This window comes from Azospirillum sp. ST 5-10 (genome assembly GCF_051225715.1).
GTDB lineage: Bacteria > Pseudomonadota > Alphaproteobacteria > Azospirillales > Azospirillaceae > Azospirillum.
Window position 1 is genome coordinate 1 of sequence record NZ_JBPJSP010000052.1, and the last position, 21,491, is coordinate 21,491.

Annotated in this window: 20 protein-coding genes; 2 read left to right on the forward strand and 18 right to left on the reverse strand. The window is 71.6% G+C overall.

Features of this window, described 5'->3' with window-relative positions; genetic code table 11:
* Positions 1-244: 244 nt before the first annotated feature.
* The 18 genes from ACSBPG_RS30815 to ACSBPG_RS30900 all read right to left on the reverse strand — a co-directional run bounded on the left by ACSBPG_RS30815 (position 245) and on the right by ACSBPG_RS30900 (position 19,913).
* Positions 245-949 (reverse strand): ABC transporter ATP-binding protein, encoded by a 705-nt coding sequence (locus tag ACSBPG_RS30815; RefSeq protein ID WP_435541086.1) that lies wholly within the window; start codon positions 947-949, stop codon positions 245-247.
* A complete protein-coding gene (locus ACSBPG_RS30820; protein ID WP_435541087.1) occupies positions 946-1,704 on the reverse strand; it encodes an ABC transporter ATP-binding protein in 759 nt (252 codons plus the stop codon). The genes ACSBPG_RS30815 and ACSBPG_RS30820 overlap by 4 nt, the downstream gene beginning before the upstream one ends.
* Positions 1,701-2,717, reverse strand: a complete 1,017-nt coding sequence (locus ACSBPG_RS30825) for a branched-chain amino acid ABC transporter permease (protein ID WP_435541088.1) — start codon at positions 2,715-2,717, stop codon at positions 1,701-1,703. Before ACSBPG_RS30825 ends, ACSBPG_RS30820 begins: the two co-directional genes overlap by 4 nt.
* Positions 2,704-3,618, reverse strand: coding sequence for a branched-chain amino acid ABC transporter permease (locus ACSBPG_RS30830; protein WP_435541089.1), 915 nt, complete (start codon positions 3,616-3,618; stop codon positions 2,704-2,706). Before ACSBPG_RS30830 ends, ACSBPG_RS30825 begins: the two co-directional genes overlap by 14 nt.
* Before the next feature lie 66 nt (positions 3,619-3,684).
* Positions 3,685-4,791: an ABC transporter substrate-binding protein gene (locus ACSBPG_RS30835; RefSeq protein WP_435541090.1), complete on the reverse strand. Its 1,107-nt coding sequence runs from the start codon at positions 4,789-4,791 to the stop codon at positions 3,685-3,687.
* 35 nt (positions 4,792-4,826) lie between these two features.
* Entirely contained in the window at positions 4,827-5,333 is a 507-nt protein-coding gene (locus ACSBPG_RS30840; protein WP_435541091.1) for an L-2-amino-thiazoline-4-carboxylic acid hydrolase, read from the reverse strand.
* Between the two features lie 22 nt (positions 5,334-5,355).
* Positions 5,356-6,699 carry an NAD(P)/FAD-dependent oxidoreductase gene (locus ACSBPG_RS30845; protein ID WP_435541092.1) on the reverse strand — a complete coding sequence of 448 codons (1,344 nt, stop codon included), beginning with the start codon at positions 6,697-6,699 and terminating at the stop codon, positions 5,356-5,358.
* Between the two features lie 135 nt (positions 6,700-6,834).
* Positions 6,835-7,668, reverse strand: a complete 834-nt coding sequence (locus ACSBPG_RS30850) for a TrmH family RNA methyltransferase (protein ID WP_435541093.1) — start codon at positions 7,666-7,668, stop codon at positions 6,835-6,837.
* A 7-nt stretch (positions 7,669-7,675) separates the two neighbouring features.
* Positions 7,676-9,172 (reverse strand): mechanosensitive ion channel family protein, encoded by a 1,497-nt coding sequence (locus ACSBPG_RS30855; protein ID WP_435541094.1) that lies wholly within the window; start codon positions 9,170-9,172, stop codon positions 7,676-7,678.
* Between the two features lie 4 nt (positions 9,173-9,176).
* Positions 9,177-11,123, reverse strand: a complete 1,947-nt coding sequence (locus ACSBPG_RS30860) for a HAMP domain-containing methyl-accepting chemotaxis protein (RefSeq protein WP_435541095.1) — start codon at positions 11,121-11,123, stop codon at positions 9,177-9,179.
* Positions 11,124-11,159: 36 nt separating this feature from the next.
* On the reverse strand, positions 11,160-12,497 hold the full coding sequence (locus ACSBPG_RS30865) for a hypothetical protein (protein ID WP_435541096.1): 1,338 nt from the start codon (positions 12,495-12,497) through the stop codon (positions 11,160-11,162).
* A 92-nt stretch (positions 12,498-12,589) separates the two neighbouring features.
* Positions 12,590-13,798 (reverse strand): Na+/H+ antiporter NhaA, encoded by a 1,209-nt coding sequence (nhaA, locus tag ACSBPG_RS30870; RefSeq protein ID WP_435541097.1) that lies wholly within the window; start codon positions 13,796-13,798, stop codon positions 12,590-12,592.
* A gap of 232 nt (positions 13,799-14,030) precedes the next feature.
* The gene (locus ACSBPG_RS30875) at positions 14,031-14,813 is read right to left on the reverse strand and encodes an SDR family oxidoreductase (RefSeq protein ID WP_435541098.1); all 783 of its coding nucleotides are present in this window, start codon (positions 14,811-14,813) and stop codon (positions 14,031-14,033) included.
* 71 nt (positions 14,814-14,884) lie between these two features.
* The gene (locus ACSBPG_RS30880; RefSeq protein ID WP_435541099.1) at positions 14,885-15,622 is read right to left on the reverse strand and encodes an aspartate/glutamate racemase family protein; all 738 of its coding nucleotides are present in this window, start codon (positions 15,620-15,622) and stop codon (positions 14,885-14,887) included.
* Between the two features lie 8 nt (positions 15,623-15,630).
* Positions 15,631-16,452, reverse strand: coding sequence for an ABC transporter permease (locus ACSBPG_RS30885; protein WP_435541100.1), 822 nt, complete (start codon positions 16,450-16,452; stop codon positions 15,631-15,633).
* A 2-nt stretch (positions 16,453-16,454) separates the two neighbouring features.
* Positions 16,455-17,375 carry an ABC transporter permease gene (locus ACSBPG_RS30890; protein ID WP_435541101.1) on the reverse strand — a complete coding sequence of 307 codons (921 nt, stop codon included), beginning with the start codon at positions 17,373-17,375 and terminating at the stop codon, positions 16,455-16,457.
* A 158-nt stretch (positions 17,376-17,533) separates the two neighbouring features.
* Positions 17,534-18,841, reverse strand: coding sequence for an ABC transporter substrate-binding protein (locus ACSBPG_RS30895; protein WP_435541102.1), 1,308 nt, complete (start codon positions 18,839-18,841; stop codon positions 17,534-17,536).
* Positions 18,842-18,908: 67 nt separating this feature from the next.
* Entirely contained in the window at positions 18,909-19,913 is a 1,005-nt protein-coding gene (locus ACSBPG_RS30900; protein WP_435541103.1) for an ABC transporter ATP-binding protein, read from the reverse strand.
* A gap of 274 nt (positions 19,914-20,187) precedes the next feature.
* Between ACSBPG_RS30900 and ACSBPG_RS30905 the strand changes: the two genes are divergently transcribed.
* The gene (locus ACSBPG_RS30905; protein WP_435541104.1) at positions 20,188-20,913 is read left to right on the forward strand and encodes a GntR family transcriptional regulator; all 726 of its coding nucleotides are present in this window, start codon (positions 20,188-20,190) and stop codon (positions 20,911-20,913) included.
* Between the two features lie 146 nt (positions 20,914-21,059).
* Positions 21,060-21,221: a hypothetical protein gene (locus ACSBPG_RS30910; protein WP_435541105.1), complete on the forward strand. Its 162-nt coding sequence runs from the start codon at positions 21,060-21,062 to the stop codon at positions 21,219-21,221.
* Positions 21,222-21,491 lie beyond the last annotated feature (270 nt).

A 21,491-nucleotide genomic window follows, 5' to 3' on the forward strand; every position in this document is an offset into this window, starting at 1 on the left:
CAGGGTCCAGTGGTTCAGAAATACTTGGACTATCCTATGCGCCATCGCGCCGCCGAGGAGATCGGCAGCACCGGTGGCATGGGATTGTTCAAGAAGGCGGGTCCCGGATGCCGGCACCAGGGCGCCGGCGGGGGAGGCGAGCTTATATGGGATGCCCAGCACCCCTGTCCAGCGGTTTCTTACCGGACGATGACGGGACGTCCTACGCCTTCCGTTCGACCGGCCCGGTCGAGCGGAAGGCGTGTCAGTGCACGTGCCCGCCGAGATAGGCTTCGGCGATGCGCGGGTCGTTGCGCAGGTCCGCCGCGGCGCCGGAGAGGACGATGCGGCCGTCCTCCATCACCGCCGCATGGTCGGCGATGCGGAGCGCCGCACGGGCGTTCTGCTCGACGATCAGGATCGACACGCCCTCGCTGCGGATGCGCTGGACCAGGTCGAAGATCAGCGCCACCAGCTTGGGCGCCAGCCCCAGCGACGGCTCGTCCAGCAGCAGCAGCTTGGGCCGGCGCATCAGGGCGCGGGCGATGCACAGCATCTGCTGCTCGCCTCCCGACAGCGAGCCGGCGTTCTGGCGCAGCCGCTCGGCCAGCACCGGGAAGAGCGCGTAGATCCGCTCCAGCTCGCCCAGCCCGGCCGCGCCGGCGCCCAGCACCAGGTTCTCGCGCACGCTCATGTTGGAGAAGATCTGCCGCCCTTCCGGCGCCTGGCACAGGCCGAGGGCGACGATGCGGTGGGCCGGCAGGTTGAGGATGGGCTGGCCAGCGAAGGCGATGGCGCCGGCGCGGCCGCGGTAGATGCCGGAGACGGTGCGCATCAGGGTCGTCTTGCCGACCCCGTTGGACCCCAGCACGGCGACGATGGCGCCCTCCGGCACGTCGAGGCTGACGCCGCGCAGGATCTCCTGCGGCCCCATGGCGACGTGCAGGTCGCGGATGCTCAAGAGGCTCATGCCTCGCCTCCCAGATAGGCTTCCAGGACCGCCGGGTCGCGGCGCACCTCGTCCGGCGGGGCGTCGGCGATCTTGCGCCCCGACGCCAGCACGACGATGCGCTGGCAGATGCCCATGACGAGCGTCATGTCGTGCTCGACGAGCATCACGGTGAGGCCGCCGGCGTGCAGACGGCGGATGAAGTCGGCCAGCTCCCGCGTCTCGGTGTCGTTGAGGCCGGCCGCCGGCTCGTCGAGGATGAGGAAGGCCGGCTCCATGGCGAGCGCCCGGGCGATCTCCAGGTACTTGCGCCGGCCGTAGGACAGGTTGGCGGCGAGCTCGTCGGCCACCCCCGTCAGCCCCACCGTCTCCAGCGCCGCCCAGGTGCGCTCGCTGATCCGGCGGGCGCGGGCGCGGTCGCCGAACAGCGCGCCGAACGGCCCCTGCGGCAAGGTGCCCACCGCCCCCACCGACACGTTGTCGAACACCGACATGTTGGGGAAGATGCGCAGGTTCTGGAAGGTGCGCCCCATGCCCAGCCGCGCCACCTGGCTGGGCCGCAGGCCGTTGATGGTCCGGCCGCGGAAGCGGATGGTGCCGGCCGACAGCGGCGTGACGCCGGAGATCAGGTTGAACAGCGTGGTCTTGCCGGCGCCGTTGGGACCGATCAGCCCGACCAGCTCGCCCGTGTCCACGTGGGTGTCGACCCGGTCGACGGCGACGACGCCGCCGAAGCGCCGGGTGGCGCCCTCGATGTCGAGAAGATGTCCGCTCATCGCCAGCCGATCCCCACGCCCTTGCCGGTCCGCCGCCACGCCGCGCCGAGCTGCTGGCGGGCGAGCCGCAGCGCCGAGACCTCGCCCATCAGGCCCTTGGGCAGGAACAGGATGCAGGCGAACATCACCAGCCCCACCATCATGTTGCGGAAGTCGCCGAGGTCGCGCAGCGCCTCGGGCAGCAGGATCAGCACCAGCGCCCCGACGGCCGCGCCCGGCAGGCTGCCGAGGCCGCCGACGACGATCATGGCGAGGATCAGGATCGATTCGGCGAAGTCGAAGTCGCCCGGCGAGATGTAGCCGGTCATGTGCGCCCACAAGGCCCCCGCCACCCCGGCGAAGAAGGCGGAGATGGTGAAGGCCTCCATCTTCAGCCGCACCGTGCGCACGCCCATGGCGTCGGCGCACTGGTCGTCCTCGCGGATCGAGCGGAGCGCGTTGCCGTAGTAGGAGTGGCTGAGCCGCCCCAGCGCCACCAGCGACAGCGCCACCACGCCGGCCACCGTGTAGAAGGTGGCGAGCCGGCCGGAAAGGTCGATCCCGAACAGTTCCAGCCCATGGGTGAGGATGATGCCGTTGGGGCCCTTGGTGACCTCGATCCAGTTCAGCATCACCAGATAGAGCATCTGGCCGATGGCGAGCGTGGCCACGGCGAAGTAGATGCTGACGAGCCGCATGGTCGGCAGCGCCACCAGCAGCGCGATCGCCGCCGCCGCCAGCCCGGCGAGCGGCAGGGTGAAGGTGAAGCCGAGCCCGAACTCGGTGGACAGCAGCGCCGCGGCGTAGGCGCCGACGCCGTAGAAGGCGGCGTGGCCGAGATGCAGCAGCCCCGCCACCCCGGTGACGAGCTGCAGCGACGCGGCGAGCAGGACGAAGATCAGCGCCAGGTTGGCGATCTGGTAGAAGTAGCTGCGGTCGAAGCCGGCGAGCACCGCCGGCAGCACGGCGAACAGCAGGAGCGCCAGCCCGCCCCGCACCGCCCAGGCCCGGGCCTGCCCCTCAGACGCGCTCACGGCCGGCTCCGAACAATCCGTTGGGGAAGAAGACCAGGGTCAGGATGAGGAAGCCGTAGGCCACCATGTCCGACCAGCCCGACGACAGGAAGGTGGTCGCCATGCTCTCCGACACGCCGAGGATCAGGGCGGAGATCACCGCGCCGGGAATCGACGACAGGCCGCCCATCACCATGGCGACGAACGCCTTGACGCCGGGGATGAAGCCCATGGCCGGGAAGATGGCGCCGTAATAGAGGCCGACCAGGATGCCCGCCGCCGCCCCCATGGTGGAGCCCACCACGAAGGTCATGACGATGGTGCGGTCGGTGTCGATGCCCACGTACTTCGCCCCCAGCGGGTTGTTCGACACCGCCCGGATCGCCAAGCCGACGCGGGTGCGCGTCAGCATGTACTGGAGGCCCACCAGCATCGCCGCGGCGACGGCGAAGATGATGATGTCGCCGGTCGCCAGGGTGATCGGCCCCAGCTCCACGGGCGCGTTGATCATGTACTCGAACGGCAGCGCCTGCATCTGCGAGCCGAAGACGATCTCCAGCGCCTCGCGCACGACGATCGAGACGGCCAGCGAGGACAGCAGCGTCGATTCGCGCATCGCCCGCGACTTCAGCGACGCCTCGTCGGTGAAGCGGCGGAAGGGCCGGAAGGCGATGCGCTCCAGCGAGAAGCCGGCGGCGGCACCGGCGGCCAGGGCGATGAACAGGACCGCCAGGAAGGGCGGTGCCAAGGCGGTGATCGCCACCAGTCCGGCGAAGGCGCCGACGGTGTAGACCTCGCCATGGGCGAAGTTGACGACGTTGAGCACGCCGAAGATCAAGGTGAAGCCGATCGCCATCAGCGCGTACGTCATGCCCAGCGACAGCCCGATGGCAAGCTGCTGGAGGTAATAGGGGTCAATCATGGCGGCCCTGGAATACAGCAGGTCGGGGGCGGCCCCAGCGGGCCGCCCCCCGTCAACGGTGACGCGTCACTGCGCCGGAGCAAACTCGGCGTTCTTCACCACGACCTTGGCCAGTTCCTTCTCCGGCTCGCGGTCGGCGCCGAAGGTGGTCTTGCCGGTCACGCCGGGGAAGTCCCTGGTCTTGGCCAGTTCGTCGCGCAGCTCCTGGCGGGTGACGTCCGGGTAGGCGCGCTCGGCCGCGGCGATCATGATGCGCACGGCGTCGTACGCCTGGGCCGGGAACTGGCCGGGCACGGCGCCGTCGGAGCGCGCCTTCCATTCCGTGACGAAGTGCTGGACGTTCGGGTCCGGGCTGTTGGGCAGGAAGTTGGAGGTGAGGTGCAGGCCGTTGGCGGCGTCGCCGGAGAGCTCCAGCAGCTTCGGGCTGTAGGCCGCCGAGGTGGAGTAGATCGGCGTCTGCACGCCCATCTGCTGCGCCTGCTTCAGGAACTGGGCCCCATCCTCGTAGAAGAATCCGGTGTAGATGGCGTCCGGCTTCTCCCGCTGGATCTTGCTGATCAGCGAGCGGAAATCCTTCAGGCCACGGTTGAAGTTCTCCTGGAAGACGATGTCCAGGCCCTGCTTGCCGGCGGCGTCCTTGAAGGTGTTGACCACCGACTGTCCCCAGTCGGTCTGCTCGGCGATCACCGCCACCGTCTTGATGCCGTTCTCGGACATCCACTTGGCGTTGAAGGGACTCTCCTGGGCCTGGGTGGCGATGTTGCGGAACTGCCACTCCGAGATCTTGGTGTAGTCCGGGTGCGAGGCGGTCTGCGAGAGCTGCGGCATCCCCTCGCTCTTGTAGACCTGGGCGGCCGCCATCGACACGGTCGAGGTGAAGTCGCCGAGCACGCCGACGACCGCGTCGTTGTCGACGAACTTGCGGGCGATGTTCACGCCCTCCTTCGCGTCCGAACGGCTGTCCTCGAACACGATCTCGACGTCGAAGGGCTTGTCCTGCTTGTTGAACTCCTCCAGGGCGATCTCCGCGGCCTTGCGGAAGTCCTGCCCGTACTGGGCGGTGTCGCCGGTCAGCGGCAGCTGATAGCCGAAGGTCACCGTGTCGGCGCCCAGCGCCGGAACGGCGAACGCCGCCGCGGCGAGGGTGGTGAGGGCGAGGGTGCGCATCCTCATCATCGGTTCTCCCTGTTTCGTTCGTGTCGTTCGGATCAGGCGGCGGAGCCGGGTTCGACCACCAGGCGGCAGCACCCCTCCTGGCCCGGCTTCCAGGTGATGCCCTTGAAGGTGAAGCCGGCGGTCTCGAAGAGGCCGCCGTCGATGGCGCCGGCCATGCGGCACAGCAGCTCCACGTCCTCGGGGCTGCGCCCCTGGGCCTCCCAGGCCTCCTTGAGGGGACAGCGGTGGAACTGGATCTCCAGCCGCTCGTCGTCGCAGCGCAGGATCTCCGGCGCGAACATGGTCTCGCGGTTGGGAATGCCGTCGAGGAAGGCGGAGCACAGGCCGGTCAGGTCGGCGGGGCCGAAGCCCTGGAACTTCACCCCCATGCTCTCGCCCAGGCGGCGCGTGGATTCCCGGCCGACCTCGAGCGCCACCGTCTCGCCGAAGCGTTCGCGCAGCACGTCGAACATGTGCGCGTAGGCGGCGGCGCGCATGGCGTAGGCGTTGCGCAGCATCACGGGGTAGTCGGGGGCCGGAACGGCTGGGGTGTCGGACATGAACGTCTCCGGTCGCAACGGGTCAAGCGATCTCCCGGCGGTCGCGCCACCGGTAGAGCAGCAGTTTGAGGGGACCGACGCGTCGCAGCAAGCCGTGCGCGGGCAGCGGCGCCGGTTCGGTGAACGGCAGGGCCAGGGTGCGGACGTCGGCGCCGGCGGCGGCGGCGGCGAGCTCCCGGCCGAGCGAGACCGACAGGGCGACGCCGCGGCCGTTGCAGCCGGCCCAGGCGAAAGCGCCGGGCCCGAGCCGGTGGATCCGCGGCGTGTAGTCGATGGTCATGCCGATGTAGCCGTTCCACACATGGTCGAAGCGGACCGCGCCGATCTGCGGGAACATGGTCGCGAGACGCCGGCCGACGATCCCCTTGAGCCGGCCGTGGCCGGCGTAGGGGATCAGCAGCGCGCCGCCGGTGACCAGCCGGTTGTCGGCGGTGTAGCGCAGGAAGCGCAGGTCGCCATGGGTGTCGGACATGGCCTGGCGGCCGGGCAGGACGGTGCGCCGCACGTCGGCGTCGAGCGGCGCCGTCGCCATCTGCCAGGACAGAACCGGCACCACCTCGCGCCGCACCTCGGGGAAGATGCCGGCGGTGTAGGCGTTGGTCGCCAGCACCAGGGCGTCGGCGGTGACCGCGCCGAGCGGCGTGCGGACATGCCAGACGTCGCCGCGCCGCTCGACGGCCAGGGCGGGCGAACCGACGTGGACCCGCGCCCCCTTGGCGACCGCCGCGCGGGCCAGGCCCCGCACCAGGGCCAGCGGGTTGATGTGGCCGCCCGTCGGGTTGAGCCAGCCGCCGTACCAGGCCTGGGAGCCCAGCAGCTCCGACACGGCGGCGCGGTCCAGCAGCCGCACGGGCGCGCCACGCCGCCCCCACTGCTCGGCGCGGCGCTCGGCGATGCGCATGCGGCCCGGCGAATGGACGGGCTGTATCCAGCCGGTCTGCTCGGCCGCGCAGTCGATGCCGTGGTGGCGCACCAGGTCGAAGAGGTAGGCGGCGCTGTCGCGGATCAATGCGACGAACCGCTCGCCCGCCTCGGCGCCGAAGCGGGCGACGAGGTCGTCGGGATCGGGGCGCGACAGGGTGGGAATCACCTGGCCGTTGTTGCGTCCCGAGGCGCCGCGACCCAGCTCGGACGCCTCCAGCACCACCGCGCTCCGCCCCGCCTCGGCCAGATGCAGCGCCGCGGACAGGCCGGTGAAGCCGCCGCCGATCACCACCACGTCCGCCCGCACCGACTCCTCCAGCGCCGGCAGGGCGGGTGCCGGCGGCGCCGTCCTCTCCCACAGGGAATCGGGCCGCGCCCAGATGCCGTCCACACCGGGCCGGCCACCGGCGGCGGTGTCCCTCCGATCCTGCACCTCAACCACGCGTTGCGCCCCCTCCGTCCGCGACCGCCACGTCGCGTCGCCGCGCCCGCTGGTCTGACCACTTCCGCCGCGGACTATGGGCCAGGTCGGCGTGCCATGGCAATTCCCAATTCCGGAATGCACAACAAATTTGTTTCAACAATCACTATGCGTTGAATTTTCCATTGGCGCCATGAAGGCCAGGTGGTGGAGGACGATGCCGCTGGTGGTCGCCACGTTCAGGGAATCGAAATCCGGCGCCATGGGGATGCGCACGCTGCGCGCCCGCGCCAGCAGCTCGGCCGGCAGACCCGGCCCTTCGGAGCCGAACAGCGCGGCCACCCGGTCGGGCCGGCGCAGGTCGGCGAGCGCGGTCCGGCCGCCGGGGCTGAGGGCGACCGCGGCGAAGCCGTGGCGCTGCAACAGCGCCAGCGGGTCGGCGCCGCGCTCCAGCCGGGCGTAGGGCACGCGGAGGACCGCCCCCACCGAGACGCGGACGGCCTTGCGGTAAAGCGGATCGCAGCAGCCGGCGTCAAGGATCACCGCGTCGGCGCCGAAGGCGGCGGCGTTGCGGAAGATGCCGCCGACGTTGTCGTGGTTGCCGATCCCCAGCAGCACCGCCACCAGCGCCCGGCGCCCGACCTCCGCCAGCAGCGCATCGGCGGACGGCGGCGGCGCCGGCCGGCCCAGCGCCAGGACGCCACGGTGCAGCGGGAAGCCGACGACGGCGTCCAGCACGGCCCGGCCGGCGCGGAAGACGGGGACGTCCTCGGGCAGGCCGTCCAGCAGCGGCATCAGGGCCTCGACGCGGCTCTCCGCCAGCAGCAGCGACACCGGCCGGTGCCGGTCGGAGGCCAGCAACAGGCGCAGCACGACCGTGCCTTCGGCCATGAACAGCCCGTCGCGCCCGACCAGGTCCCGCTCCCGGACCGAGCGGTAGGGGGCGATGCGGGGATCGTCGGGATCGTCGATGGGAACGATGGTCGGCACGCCGGCCTCAATGCAGCGCCCGGTCGCCGTACAGGCGCCGCAGGTTGCCCAGCACGTCCTCGGCCACGTCGCGCACGGCGGCGACGCCGAGCGCCCGGCCGGGAAGCCCCTGCTGGTCGGCGATGACCTGCTCGGCGATCCGCCGGCTGAGCTGCTCGGCGATGCCCGAGCGGCAGGCGACCAGCGCCCCCACCGCCTCGTGATCGATCTCGCACAGCAGGACAGACGTACGCGTACGCACCGTACGTGTGTGGCTCCCGCCGATCAGGAACGCGTCGGCGCCGATCAGGGTTCCCGGGGCGAGCGGCCGCGGCGCCTCGGTGCCGCCGACGGTCCGCGGCGGCACCGCGACGAGCAGTCCCTCCACGGGCAGCAGCATCGACGCGGCGGTCTCTCCGGACTGCACCACGGTGGCGTCCGCCGGCAGCCGGCGGAACCGGCTGTGCGCCGCCAGCACCCGCCGTTCGTCCGTGCCGAGATCGGCGAAGAGCGGCACCGCCCCGAGCAGCAGGGCCACCTGATCCGGCGCCGGGGCGTCGCGCGGCACCGGTTCGCGCTGGGAGGGCTCCTCCACCATCTTCGGCCAGGACGGCCGGATGCCCGCCCGCGCCATGTGCTGGAGCACCGCCCGCAGGGTCATGCTGCGGGCGCGGTAGCGCAGCGGCACCGTGGGGTTGATGTAGACCCCGTACTCCACCCCGGACGGCCCGATCGCGCGCAGGCGCACATAGGGCGGCGGCGCCGTCGGCACGGCATAGGCGGCGGCGGCCTCCAGCGCCCCCGCCTCGAGCACGCGCACGACGCGGTCGGGATCGACGTCGGCGTCGATGGTGACGGTGAGCAGGAACTCCATCACCGGATCGGGCTTGGAGAGGTTGATGATCGTCCCGCTGGCGAGGCGGCTGTTGGGCACGATGGCGACGGTGTCGTTCTCCAGATGCAGGCGCGTGCTGCGCCAGCTCGTTTCCAGCACGCGGCCGGTGAGCTGCGGCTCGCCGGAGCGGCTGACCTGGATGGTGTCGCCGATGCGGATGGGCTGGTCGAGGTTGAGCGCCAGCCCGCTGAAGACATCGAGGATGAGCTCGCGCAGCGCCATGCCGAAGACGACGCCGGCGACGCCGGAGGCCGCCCACAGCGCCGTCAGGTCCTGGTTGAACACGAAGGAGGAGACGACGGCGACGGCGACCAGGCCGATGACGAGCGCCGAGAGCTGCACCAGCAGCTTCGGCACCGGCGTGCCGGTGGCGCGCGCCACTAGGCCTTCCAGGACGATGTAGTGCACCACCCGGTGCATCAGCACGGCCAGCGACACGATCACCGCGACGCTCAGCACCGTGCCCAGGGTCTGGCCCGTGCTCTCCAGCGCCTGCAGACCGATGATGCGGAAGGCGTCGCCGCCGATCCAGACGACGGCGATCAGCAGCAGGCTGACGGCGGCGGGCACCAGCAGCTTGGCGAAGCGCCGGCGCGCGGCGTTGTCGGAACGCGGCGTGGGAGCGTTCATGATCTCAGGCCAGCGTGAAACGGTCGATCTGCACCTTGGTCGTGTGGACCATGCGCGCCAGTTCCTCCATGGTCGCGGTGATCTGCTCCGCGGCGGCGACGTTGTCGCGGCTGGCGGCCTCCAGACGGTCGGCCTGGCCGGCGAGCTGCTGCACCGCCGTCGACTGCCGCACCATCACCTCGGCGATCGTCCGCACGGCCTCGCCGCTCTCGCCCGCCGCCGCGGCCAGCCGGTCCATGGTGGCCCGGGTGCCGGCGGCGACGCCGACCCCGTCGCGGATCAGCAAGGCGGCGTCGCCGATGATGGATTCGATGGCCCGGGTCGCTTCCGCGGCGTCCTCGGCGAGGCGGCCGATCTCGCGGGCGACGACGCCGAACCCGGCCCCCTGTTCGGCGGCGCGCGCCGCCTCGATGCCGGCGTTCAGGGCCAGCACGTGGGTCTTGTCGGCGATGCGGGCGATGCGGGCGATCGCCTGCTCGATGCGCTCCTGGGCTCCGGCGACCCGCTCCACCGTGCCGACGAGGCGCTCCAGCTCGCCGTGACCCGCCCGGGCCAGATCGGCGGCCGTGCGGGCGACGACGCTGCCCCGCTCCGCGCTGCCCGACGCCGCCTCGGCGCCGGTGGCGGCGTGGGTGATGGCGCTGGCGACCTCTCCCAGGGTCGCCGTCTGGCTGGAGGCGCCGAGCAGCACCTGGCGCGCCGCGGCCGCCGTCTCCGTCGCGGCGGCGGCGACCTGCTGGGTGTTGCCCTGGATCTCCGACAGGGTGTCGCGCAGTTGTCCCACCGCCTGGTTGACGTTGGCGCGCAGCTGCGCGAACTCCCCCTGATAGGTGCCGTCGACCGACACCGTGAGATTGCCGCGCGCCAGATCCGCCGAGACGGCGGAGAGTTCGCCCAGCAGGCCGACCAGCGAATCGAGGCTGCGGTTGAGGTTGGCCTTGAGGGCGCGCAGTTCGCCCTCGTAGGCGCCGGTCATCCGCCCCTTCAGGTCGCCAGCCGAGACCCGCTGCATCACGTCGGCGACCTCGTGCAGCGGCCGGGTCAGCGCCTCGATCAGGGCGTTGACCCCGACCACCAGAACGCCGTAGTCGCCCTTGTGGGCGGCCGCGTCGATGCGCGACGACAGCATGCCGGCCCCGGCGGCCTCGGTCAGGGTGGCGAGGTCGCGGGTGAGCCGCCGCACGGAATCGGCGACGGCGGCCACGGCACGGCTGACCTCGCCCACCTCGTCCGGCCGATCGGTCAGGCTGGCCGGCGGCGCCTCCAGGCGCCCGTCGGCCAGGCCGTGGGCGATCACCGACAGGTCGGCCAGCGGCTGCGCGACACGGTGGTCCAGCATCCGCAGCGCCAGCAGGCACGCCAGGATGATGGCGCTGACGCCCGCCGTCACCAGGATGCGGCTGATGTCGAGCACATGGTCGGCCTCCCGGCTCACCTCCACTCCGCGCTTCTGGTTGAGCTCGACGAGGCGGCCCAGCTCTTCGCTGAACCCGTTGAAGAGCTGGGTCGCCGCGACCAGCTGCGGCAGGGCCTGGTCGTGCCCCGGCCCTTCGGCCAGCAGGTCGGCGCGTTCGCTGACCCGCATGTACTCGTCGAACTTCTCGCGGAACGCGTTGTAGATCGCCCGCTCCTCGGGCTTCTCGATCAGCGATTCATAGTGGTTGCGCAGATCGATGATCGTTCCGCGCAGCCTCTGCATCTCCCGGCGCGATTCGGCGACCTCGGCGGGATCGTTGCTGCCCGCGTGCAGGATCTCGGCCATGCGGTAGTCGCTGGTCGCCGTGTTGATCGCCGCCGAGGCGACGATGCTGGGCAGCACGCGGTCCTCCAGGTCGTGGAGAAGACCGTTCAACACCTGCTGGCGCAGCAGCGTCATGGTGCCGGCAAAGGCGATCAGCACGGTCAGGCCGATCAGGGTCAGACGCAGCTTCGCACGGATGGTTCGGAGCATGAGGGCGTTCTCGCTGGGAGCGGGACGGGGGTTGGGTCAGGCGGGCTCGGGGATGCGGGTTGCGACGGCAGCCGCGGCGGGGCTCGGCTCCGCGGCGCCGGCCATGGCGCCGGCGACGGCCTCGCGCGACGACCAGCCCGCCAGGGATCGCGCCACCCGGCGGCGCAGCGCGTAAGGCAGGCCGGCGAACGCGACGTCGCCGCGCAGGCGGAACTGCCACTGCCCGCAGGCCGGATCGAGGACCACCGCGTCGAACAGCGCCGCCACCTCGGCCGGCGGCTGGGGGATGGGGTGCGGCGCGTCCGGCGCCACCGCCACCACAGCGGCATCGTCGGCGAGGACGAGCAGCGGGCGGCCCGCCGCCTCCAGCAGCACGGCGCGCCGGCGCGGACCCGCGGCAACGCCGTCGAGCAGACGCGCGAGGTCGAGCACGGGGACCGAGGAACGGGGGGCGGCCCAGGGCGGCAGATCGTCGGGACGCAGGATGGCGCGCACCGTCGCCAGCGGCGCCAGCAGCCGATGGCGGCCGCCGATCAGCCGCAGGGCCGGCTGCGCCGGGGCCGGCGGAACCGGTGCCGATGCCGCCGGCAGCGCCGCGGCACCGACGTCGGCGAGGATCTCGACGAGCGTTCCCGCCGGGTCGGTCCACCACACCCGGGCCGTTCCGTCCGCCGCCGCCGTGCGGCAGAGCGTCGCCGGATCCACGGTGCACAGGGCGACCGCCCGCTCGACCAGCAGCACCGGCGCGTCCTCGGCCGCCGGCACCACGGCCCACGGCTCGCACCGTTCCGGCCGGCCGAGCCGCTGCGCCAGGGAGCGCGCCTCCCGCAGCCGCCCGTCGACGACGGCGACGAGCGTCCCGCCGCCGGGCCGGTCGTAGGCCCGCTCGACCGCCGCGACGCGGCGAACGTCGGCGGCCGGCACCCCCACCGTCGCGCCGTCGGACGCCGCCAGAAGAAGGGAGAACGTACCGGCGGGCGGCGCGTCCGGCGGACGGTGCGGCGCCGGTGCGGGCGCATCCCCGCCCGCCGGCACCGCGGCACCGAAGGGCGGCAAGTCCGTCGCGGCGCCCTCCTCCGACAGCCGCTCCACCCGGTCGACGCGCACCCCGACCAGCCCGAGGGAGCCGCCATAGACGAGAAGGCGGCCACCCGCCGCAGCGGCGCCCGGCGGCGCCAGTTGCAGGAGCGGCGCGTCGGCGAACCGCCCGAGCCCTTCCACCCGCAGCGCACCGTGGGCGACCGGGGACGGGGCGGCGGCCGGCAGGGGAAAGGGCGTGACGGACACGACGTCGGCGACGGCGGCGACCCGGCCGGCATCGGCGGCGAATCGCTCGCCGCCGACGGCGATCTGCAAGTGCCGGCCCTGACGCACGCCCCACCCTCCCCCGCTGCGTTCGGCCACCCGTGGCGCAACGGGATTATGCTCGGACCCTATGGCGGCAGCAACTGCCGAACGTCATAGCGTCAGCCGTCGGCCCGCGCCGCACCGTCGAGGGCCGGCGCCCGCGCCGAGGACGCGACGGACAGCACGACGTATCCGGCGACGGCCGACAGGAGCGAGCCGCTGAGCACGCCGATGCGCACGGCGGCGCTGTAGCCGTCTCCGGTGAAGGCCAAGCCGCCGATGAACAGGCTCATGGTGAAGCCGATGCCCGTCAGCAGCGCCATGCCGTAGAACTGCACCCAGGTGGCCCCCGCCGGCAGGGCGCCCAGCCCGGCGCGGACGGCGCCCCAGGTGAACAGCATCACGCCCACCTGCTTGCCGAGGAACAGGCCCAGGGCGATGCCCAGCGGCACCGGCTCGAGCAGCGACGCGAAGGACAGGCCGGCCAGCGACACGCCGGCGTTGGCGAAAGCGAAGACCGGCAGGATGCCGAAGGCGACCCAGGGGTGCAGGATGTGCTCCAGCCGGTGCAGCGGCGGCTCCTTGCCGGCGGCCCGCTCGGTGGTGCGCAGGGGAACCGCCAGCGCGGTGGCGACGCCGGCCAGGGTGGCGTGGACGCCCGACTTGAGGACGCACACCCACAGGAACACGCCGACCAGGACGTAGGCCGCCGTCCGCGTCACCCCGGCGAGGTTCATGGCGACCAGGGCGAGGATGCCGACGCCGGCGAGCGCCAGCGCGGTCATCGACAGGTCGGCGGTGTAGAAGACGGCGATGATGACGATGGCGCCGAGGTCGTCCATGATCGCCAGCGCCAGCAGGAACACCTTCAGCGACGCCGGCGCGCGCGGCCCGAGGAGCGCCAGCACGCCGACGGCGAACGCGATGTCCGTGGCCGCCGGAATCGCCCAGCCGTTCATGGCGACCGGATCGCCGGAGGTGAACAGCAGGTAGACCGCCGCCGGCACCGCCATGCCGCCGACCGCGGCGACGCCGGGCAGCGCCGCCTTGCCCAGGCTGGACAGTTCCCCTTCCAGCACCTCGCGCTTGATCTCCAGCCCGACGAGCAGGAAGAAGACCGCCATCAACCCGTCGTTGATCCACAGCAGCAACGGCTTGGCGATCTTCAGCGCACCGACCTGAACCGCCACGGGAACGTCGAGCAGGGCGACGTACAGACCACCGCCCGGAGAGTTGGCCCAAAGCAGCGCCACCAGCGAGGCCAGCACCAGGACGATGCCGCCCGATGCCTCCATCTGCAGGAATTCCCTTACCTTCGACAGTGACATTTTTTCTCTCCGCAGCGGTTTCCGACCTCTTCAAGCCGCCAGAACAATACCGAAGCGCGCTGGGAAGAAAAGAAAAACCGGCATGTGTCCTGATGGTGCAGATCGCAATGCACGGAGCAGGAGCAGCAGACACTCTGCTGCTGCCGACGGGACCTTGCACCCGGCGCACCGGGACTGGAGCGCGGCGGGGAAGCGCCGAACTTGTGCTGGCGCGTTGCCGGTGCTGCGCCCTCTACATCAGGATCGTCGCGCCGCCGTCGACCACCAGGACGTGGCCGTTGACGTAGGACGCGGCCGGCGAGGCGAGGAAGACGGCGGCCCCGGCGATCTCGTCGGGCCGGCCCCAGCGGCGCATCGGCGTGCGCTGCTCGAAATAGGCCCCGGCGACGGGGTCGGCGACGAGATGGGCGTTGGTCTCGGTGGCGAAGAAGCCGGGGGCGACGGCGTTGCTGGTCAGGCCGTGGGGCCCGTACTCGGCGGCGAGCGCCCGCACCATGCCGGTCAGCCCGGCCTTGGCCGCGGTGTAGACGGCGTCGTTGGCCTTGGCGACCTGGCCGGCGATGGAGGTGACGGCGATCAGCCGCCCGTCCCCGCGCGCCAGCATGAGCCGCGCGGCGTCGCGCGCGAGCATCAGGCTCGACCCCAGGTCGACGTCGAGGAGCGCGCGGATCTCGTCGTCGGCGAAGTCGACCAGGGGCTTGCGGTTGCGTTGCCCGACGTTCTGCACCAGCACGTCGAGGCGGCCGTGCTCGCGCTCGATGCGGGCGAAGGCGTCGCGCACCGCCGTCCGGTCGGCGACGTCGCAGGCCAGCACCGAGACCGGCGCCGGGCCCCCGCCGAGGCCGGCGGCGACCTCCTCCAGCCGCGCGGCGTCGCGGCCGTTCAGCAGCACGTGCGCCCCGGCCCGGTTCATGGCCCGGGCGATGGCGAGGCCGAGGCCGCGGCCCGAGCCGGTGACCAGGGCGACCTTGCCCTCCAGCGAGAACATCGACAGATCCGGCGTCGCACGCTCCATGGCGCATCCCCTTGTCCAGTTCGGCCGGCACGATGGCGCGGAAACCGGCGGCGGGAAAGCCCCCCGGGGCCTCACCCCGCCGGCGCGAAGCCCGCCAGCAGCCCGTCGTAGCGCTTCGGCCGCGGCCGGGCGTAGCCGCCCAGGGTCGAGGTGCGCAGGCCCAGCGCCGCCAGCCCTTCGACCAGCTTCACCGCCGCCCCCACCCCCTCGATGACCGGCAGCCCGTGCTCGGCGGCGAGATCCTCCGCCAGGTCGGCCATGCCGGCGCAGCCCAGCACCACCGCCTCGGCCCGGTCTTCGCGGCGGGCGCGCTCGATCTCGGCGGCGATGCGCACGCGGGCGGCGGAACCCGGCTCCTCCAGCGCCAGCACCGGCACCTCGGCCGCGCGCACGCGGGCGCAGCGCCGCTCCAGGCCGTAGCGCACCAGATTGTGCTCGATGGCCGGGACGGAGCGCTCCAGGGTCGTCACGACGCTGAAGCGGCCGGCGACCAGGCTGGCCATATGGAAGGCCGCCTCGCCGATGCCGACCACCGGTGCCGCGGCGCAGCAGCGCGCGGCGTCCAGCCCGGTGTCGTCGAAGCAGGCGATGACGTGGCCGGCCACGCCCGCCGCCTCGGCGTCGGCGACGGCGGCCAGCAGGCCCGGCACGGCGAAGGCCTCGTCGTAGTAGCCCTCGATGGAGACCGGCCCCATGGCCGGGTTGCCGGCCAGGATCTCGGTTCCCGCCGCGGCGACGCGGCGGGCGGCGGCGGCGATCTTCGCCGTCATCGAGGCGGTGGTGTTGGGATTGACGACGTGGATGCGCATGGCGGCGGTCACCGGCCGGCCCGGCGGCGGCGCAGGACGGCCACGGCGGCCAGCGCCCCGCCGATCACGACGAAGGAGAAGGCGGTGGTCAGCGTGCCCAGGGCGTAGAGCACCGGCGTGGTGACGTTGGTGGTCATGCCGTAGATCTCCAGCGGCAGCGTGTTGAAGGAGCCGGCGGTCATCAGGCTGCGCGCGAACTCGTCGTAGCTCAGGGTGAAGCCGAACAGGGCGACGCCGACGAGGCTGGGCAGGATGATCGGCAGCACCACGTGGCGCACCGTTTGCCACGGGCCGGCGCCGAGGTCGCGCGCCGCCTCCTCGAAGCTGCGGTCGAACCGGTTGAAGATGGCGAAGACGATCAGCAGGCCGAACGGCAGGGTCCAGGTGAGGTGGGCGCCGAGCGCCGAACTGTACCAAGCCGGCTCCAGCCCCAGGATGTTGAACATCAGGCCGATGCCGAGGCTGATCAGGATCGACGGGATCACCAGGCTGGAGATGGCGAGGTAGAACAGCGCCGTGCTGCCGCGGAAGCCGCGCCGGAAGGCGAAGCCGGCGGCCACCGAGACGACCACCGTCAGCACCATGACGATCAGCCCCAGCGCCAGCGAGCGGGTGAAGGAGCCGCCGAAGTCGCCCACCGCCTGGGTCTCGAACAGGTTGGCGAACCAGTGGAGCGAGGCGCCGTTCATCGGGAAGGTCAGGCCGCCGTCCGGCCCCTGGAAGGAGAGGATGGCGATGGTCAGCGTCGGACCGTAGAGGAACAGGATGAACAGGGCGAAGAAGCCGGCCAGGAGATAGAAGGCGGCACCGCGGCGCGGGCTGGTCTGCATGGCTACAGCTCCTTGCGGATGTCGACGATGCGCAGCAGCGCGGCCACCATGATGGTGACGACGATCAGCAGAACCACGGCGTTGGCCGCCGCCGCGGGGTACTGCAGCAGCGAGATCGCGTTGGCGATCATCAGCCCGACCGAGGCGCTCTGCCCGCCGCTCATCAGCCGCACCGTGATGAAGTCGCCCATCACCAGGGTGATGACGAAGATCGAGCCGATGGCGATGCCCGGCTTGCACAGCGGCAGCACCACGTTCCACAGGATCTGCCCGCCGCCGGCGCCGGCGTCGCGCGCCGCCTCGATCAGCGCCCGGTCGATGCGCATCATGGCGTTGAAGATCGGCACCACCATGAACAGCGTGTAGAGGTGGACGTAGGCCAGCACGACGGAGAAGTCGGAGAACAGCAGGAACTCCAGCGGCTCCTCCACCACGCCCAGCCCGATCAGCCCCTGGTTCAGGATGCCGTTGCGCCCGAGGAAGGGGATCCAGGCGATCATGCGGATGATGTTGGAGGTCCAGAACGGGATGGTGCACAGCAGGAACAGCGCCATCTGCCACGTCACCGACCGCACGTGGAAGGCCAGGAAATAGGCCACGGTGAAGCCGATCAGGAAGGTGAACAGCCAGGCCAGCGCCGTGAACTTCAGCGTGTTGAGATAGATCTTCCAGGTCACCGAGGAGGCGAGCAGCTCCTCGTAGTTCATCAGGACGAAATCGGGATAGATGCGGATGCTGTCGTAGTCCCAGAAGCTGACGACGACGATGGTCAGGATGGGGAACAGCAGGAAGGCCAGCAGCACCAGGGTCAGGGGCGCCGCCTGGAGATAGGGGGCGATGCGCCCGCGCCGGCGGGCCGCCGCGCCGCGGCGCGCCGGGGCCGACGGCACGGCGGTGTCGGCGGAAGTGGCGGTGACGGTCATGGTGCGGGCTCCGGGGGGTGTGTGGAGACGTGGTCGCGTCGGCCCCCGTCCTAACCTCCCCCCCCCCCACTCCGCGGGGGGAGGAACCAGCTCCCTCCCCCGCGAAGTGGGGGAGGGTCGGGGTGGGGGCCCGATGCGACCACCGGTTCGGCCGCTGCTTACGCCGCGATGAACTCGTTCCACTTGCGGACCATGTAGCGGTCCTCGTCCATGACCGCGTTCCAGCAGGCGACGCTGCCCATGCGGTCGGTGAAGGAGCCGCCGTCGCGCACGGCGCCGGCCTTCTCCATGACCTTGCCCTCGGGGCTGAGGATGTCGGTCTTGGCCGGCTTGCCCTCCATCCAGAACGCCCACTCCTCGGCGCTCATGTGCTCCTTGGCGGTGTCGAGCACGGCGCTGTAGTAGCCCTGGCGGTTGAGGTAGGCGCCGACCCAGCCCGAGAGGTACCAGTTGATGTACTCGTACGCCGCCTCCAGCTCCAGGCCGGACAGGTGCTTGGCGATGCCGAGGCCGCCGCCCCAGGCGCGGTAGCCTTCCTTGAGCGGCTGGTAGACGCAGGGAATCCCCTTGGCGCGCACCGCCGCCACCGCCGGCGACCACATGGACTGGATCACCACCTCGCCCGACGCCATCAGGTTGACGCTCTCGTCGAAGGTCTTCCAGAAGGCGCGGAACTGGCCGGCCTTCTTGGCCTCGGTCATGATGGCCAGCGTCTTGTCGATCTCCTCCTTGGTCATGTTGCCCTTGTCGCCGTAGGTGACCTTGCCCATGGCCTCGCAGACCATGGCGGCGTCCATGATGCCGATGGAGGGGATGTTGAGGATCGACGCCTTGCCTTTGAAGGCGGGGTCGAGCAGGTCGGCCCAGGTGGTGATCGGCCGGCCCACCAGGTCCGGCCGGATGCCCAGCGTGTCGGCGTTGTAGATGGTGGGGATCAGGGTCATCCAGTTGGTCGGCGCCTTGGCGAAGGCGGTGGAGTCCTTGCCCTCCACGAACCCCACGGTGTGCGGCGCCGTGCCCTGGGCGATCTTCGAGTCCGGCGTCAGCTTGCCGGTGATGAAGATCGGCACGATCTTGTCGAAATACTTGATCTTGGAGACGTCCATCGGCTGCATCACGCCGGCCGGGAAGACCTTCTTGCAGATCCAGTACTCGATGTCGGCGATGTCGTAGGACTTGGGCTGGGTGACGGCGCGCTGGGCCACAGCGTCGGAATCGAGCGCCGTCATCTGCAGGGTGAAGCCGAGATCCTCCTTCACCTTCTCCGCCACGGCGTTGAGGTTGGAGACGCCGGTGCCGAACTGGCGCAGGGTCACGTTCTTGATGTTCTGCGCCCAGATGGTCGGGAAGCCGGTGATGGCGCCGGAGCCGACGGCGACGCCGGCGGCGGCGGCCGTCCCCTTCAGCACGGTGCGGCGCGACAGTCCGGCGGGCGTGGCGGCGGGGCCGGTCTCGGTCTTCTTCATCGGTCTCTGTCTCCTTGTCGGGCCTGTTTTGCGGGCGTGGTGTGCGGGCGTGCCGCGGCGGCGTGGCTCAGGCGTGGAGCCGATGGGTGTCGGCGTGGCGCCAGCCGGCGCACACGCGGGCGCCGACCGCGTAGGGGGCGGCGAAGTACCGGGCCTCGTCGAGGACCACCGTCAGGTCGACGTCGCCGGGCAGGTCGATGCTGAGCTGGACCAGCGCGCCGTGGTATTCGAAGGCGCGGACCACCCCGGCCCGGTGGACGTCGGCGCCGGGCGGCGGCGTCTCCGGGTCGGAGAGGGCGATGCGGTCGGCGCGCACCGCCACCGGCCCGTCGCCGCCCAGCTCCAGCACGTTGTGGCCGCCGAGGAAGCGGGCGACGAAGGCGGTGCGCGGCCGGTTGTAGAGATCGCGCGGCGGCGCCGCCTGCTCGATCTTCCCCTCGTTCATCACCACCACCAGGTCGGCCAGCGCCATCGCCTCGGCCTGGCTGTGGGTGACGTGGACGAAGGTGATGCCGAGGTCGGTCTGCAGGCGCTTCAGCTCCTCGCGCATGCGGTCGCGCAGGAACGGATCGAGCGCCGACAGCGGCTCGTCCAGCAGCAGCACCGACGGCTCGGTGATCAGGGCGCGGGCCAGCGCGACACGCTGCTGCTGCCCCCCCGAGAGCTGGGCCGGCAGGCGTCCGGCGTAGGCGCCCATGTGCACCCGCTCGAGCATCGCCCGCGCCCGCTCGCGCCGCTCGGCGACGCCCATGCCCCGCATCTTCAGGCTGAAGGCGACGTTGTCGACGCAGTCCAGGTGGGGGAAGAGCGCGTAGCTCTGGAACATCATGGCGGTGCCGCGGCGCGCCGGCGGCACGTCGTTGACCACCGTGTCGCCGATCAGCAGGTCGCCGGAGCTGACGTCCTCATGCCCGGCGATCATCCGCAGGGTCGAGGTCTTGCCGCAGCCGCTGGGTCCCAGCAGGCAGCAATAGGATCCCGCGGGGATCTTGAGATCGATGCGGTCGACCGCGACGGTGCGGCCGTAGATCTTGGTCAATCCGATCAGCTCGACCGCGGCACCACCCTGCATACCGGCCCCTCCCGCGTGCGGATTGTCGACAATCGTACGGCGTCGTGCAGGAACCGTGCCGAACGGAGTGCCGCGAAATCCGCGTGCCTCTCGCGCCGGCAGCGCCCAAGTATGGCGTGATTTTTGGCATTTTGCCACGGTTTTGGGCGAGGTGCCTCGTTGTCGTGCGACGGCTCCCGCGCCGCAATCCGGGCAGCCTCGCTCCGTCGGCAGTGGTTTTGGACCGGCGGATTGTCTACACTTCGCCCGGCTGCTCACCACAACGGGAACCGTCATGAAGGCGCCACGGGAGCGCGCGACACGATCGGCCGGCACGCCGCCGCGGCCCGACATGCAGGAGGCGATCGCCCGGCGCATTGCCGACGCCATCGCCGACCGGCGGTTGCCGCCCGGCACCAAGCTGACCGAGGAGCGCCTGGCCGCCATCTTCGGCGTCAGCCGGGCGCGGGTGCGCAGCGCGCTGGGCCTGCTGTCGGAGCGCGGCATCGTCACCCTGCGCCCCAACCGCGGCGCCTTCGTCGCCAGCCCGTCGGTGGCCGAGGCGCGCGAGGTGTTCGAGGCGCGCCGGGTGGTGGAGCGCGGGCTGGTGGCCCGCCTCACCCGCAGCGGCGGACTGGCGCCGGCCGCCACCGTGCGGCTGCGCGTCCATCTGGAGAAGGAGGGCGCCGCCGAGGCGGCCGGCGACCGCAAGGCGATGATCCGCCTGTCCGGCGAGTTTCATCTCCTGCTGGCCGACCTGGCGGGCAACGGGACGCTGGCCGTCTTCCTCGACGCGCTGGTCCGCCGCTCGTCCCTGGCCATCGCCGCCTATGAGAGCCGGCCCATGCCCGGCTGCTCCGCCGACGAGCACCGCCGCATCGTCGACGCCCTGGTGGCCGGCGACACCGCGGGCGCCCAGGCCCTCATGGAAGGCCACCTCGCGGAGATCGAGGCCCGGCTGGCGCTCGACGCCGCGGTCGCCAACGACATCGACCTGCAGGCGGTGTTCGGCGCCGCCTGATCCGACGGGTGCGCCCCTCCCGGCATGCAGCCCGGGCGGGCCAGCCGGAATATTTTCTCTCTTCATTGTCCCCGCGGGCACTTCTAAATTTGCAACGTATACGACGGAATGCATCGGGCGGGGTACGCCGTGCGTGGAGAGGGGTCATGACCGACGATCAGCGGGTCCGACGCGATGCCGCCTACCGGGCCATCGTGCGCGTGCGCCAGCTCGGTCACGCCAGCCACGGCATCGAGACGCGCCGTACGCTGCTGGCGATCGAACGGCGCATGATCGAGCTGGCCGAATGGTGGCAGGTGGCGGCCTGACGCGGTCCGCGCCGTTCTTCTGCCGACGGCCTGTCCCATCGGAACCTTCCAAACGGACGCCGGACGCCGCGGGTTGGCAAGGGTGCGGACAGGCACGGAGCAGGCGCTGCCGCCGCCGGCAAGAAGGCCTTCGGGCCGGTCCGGCGGAGCCCGGGCCGGCGACCTCCCGGGAGCGCGGGGCGCGGGGATAGCGCTTGTATGACTTCCACTCATCGGGCGACCTCCTGATAGGATGGTTGGCCTGAAGGCCGGGAGAGGGTCGCCGCGTTC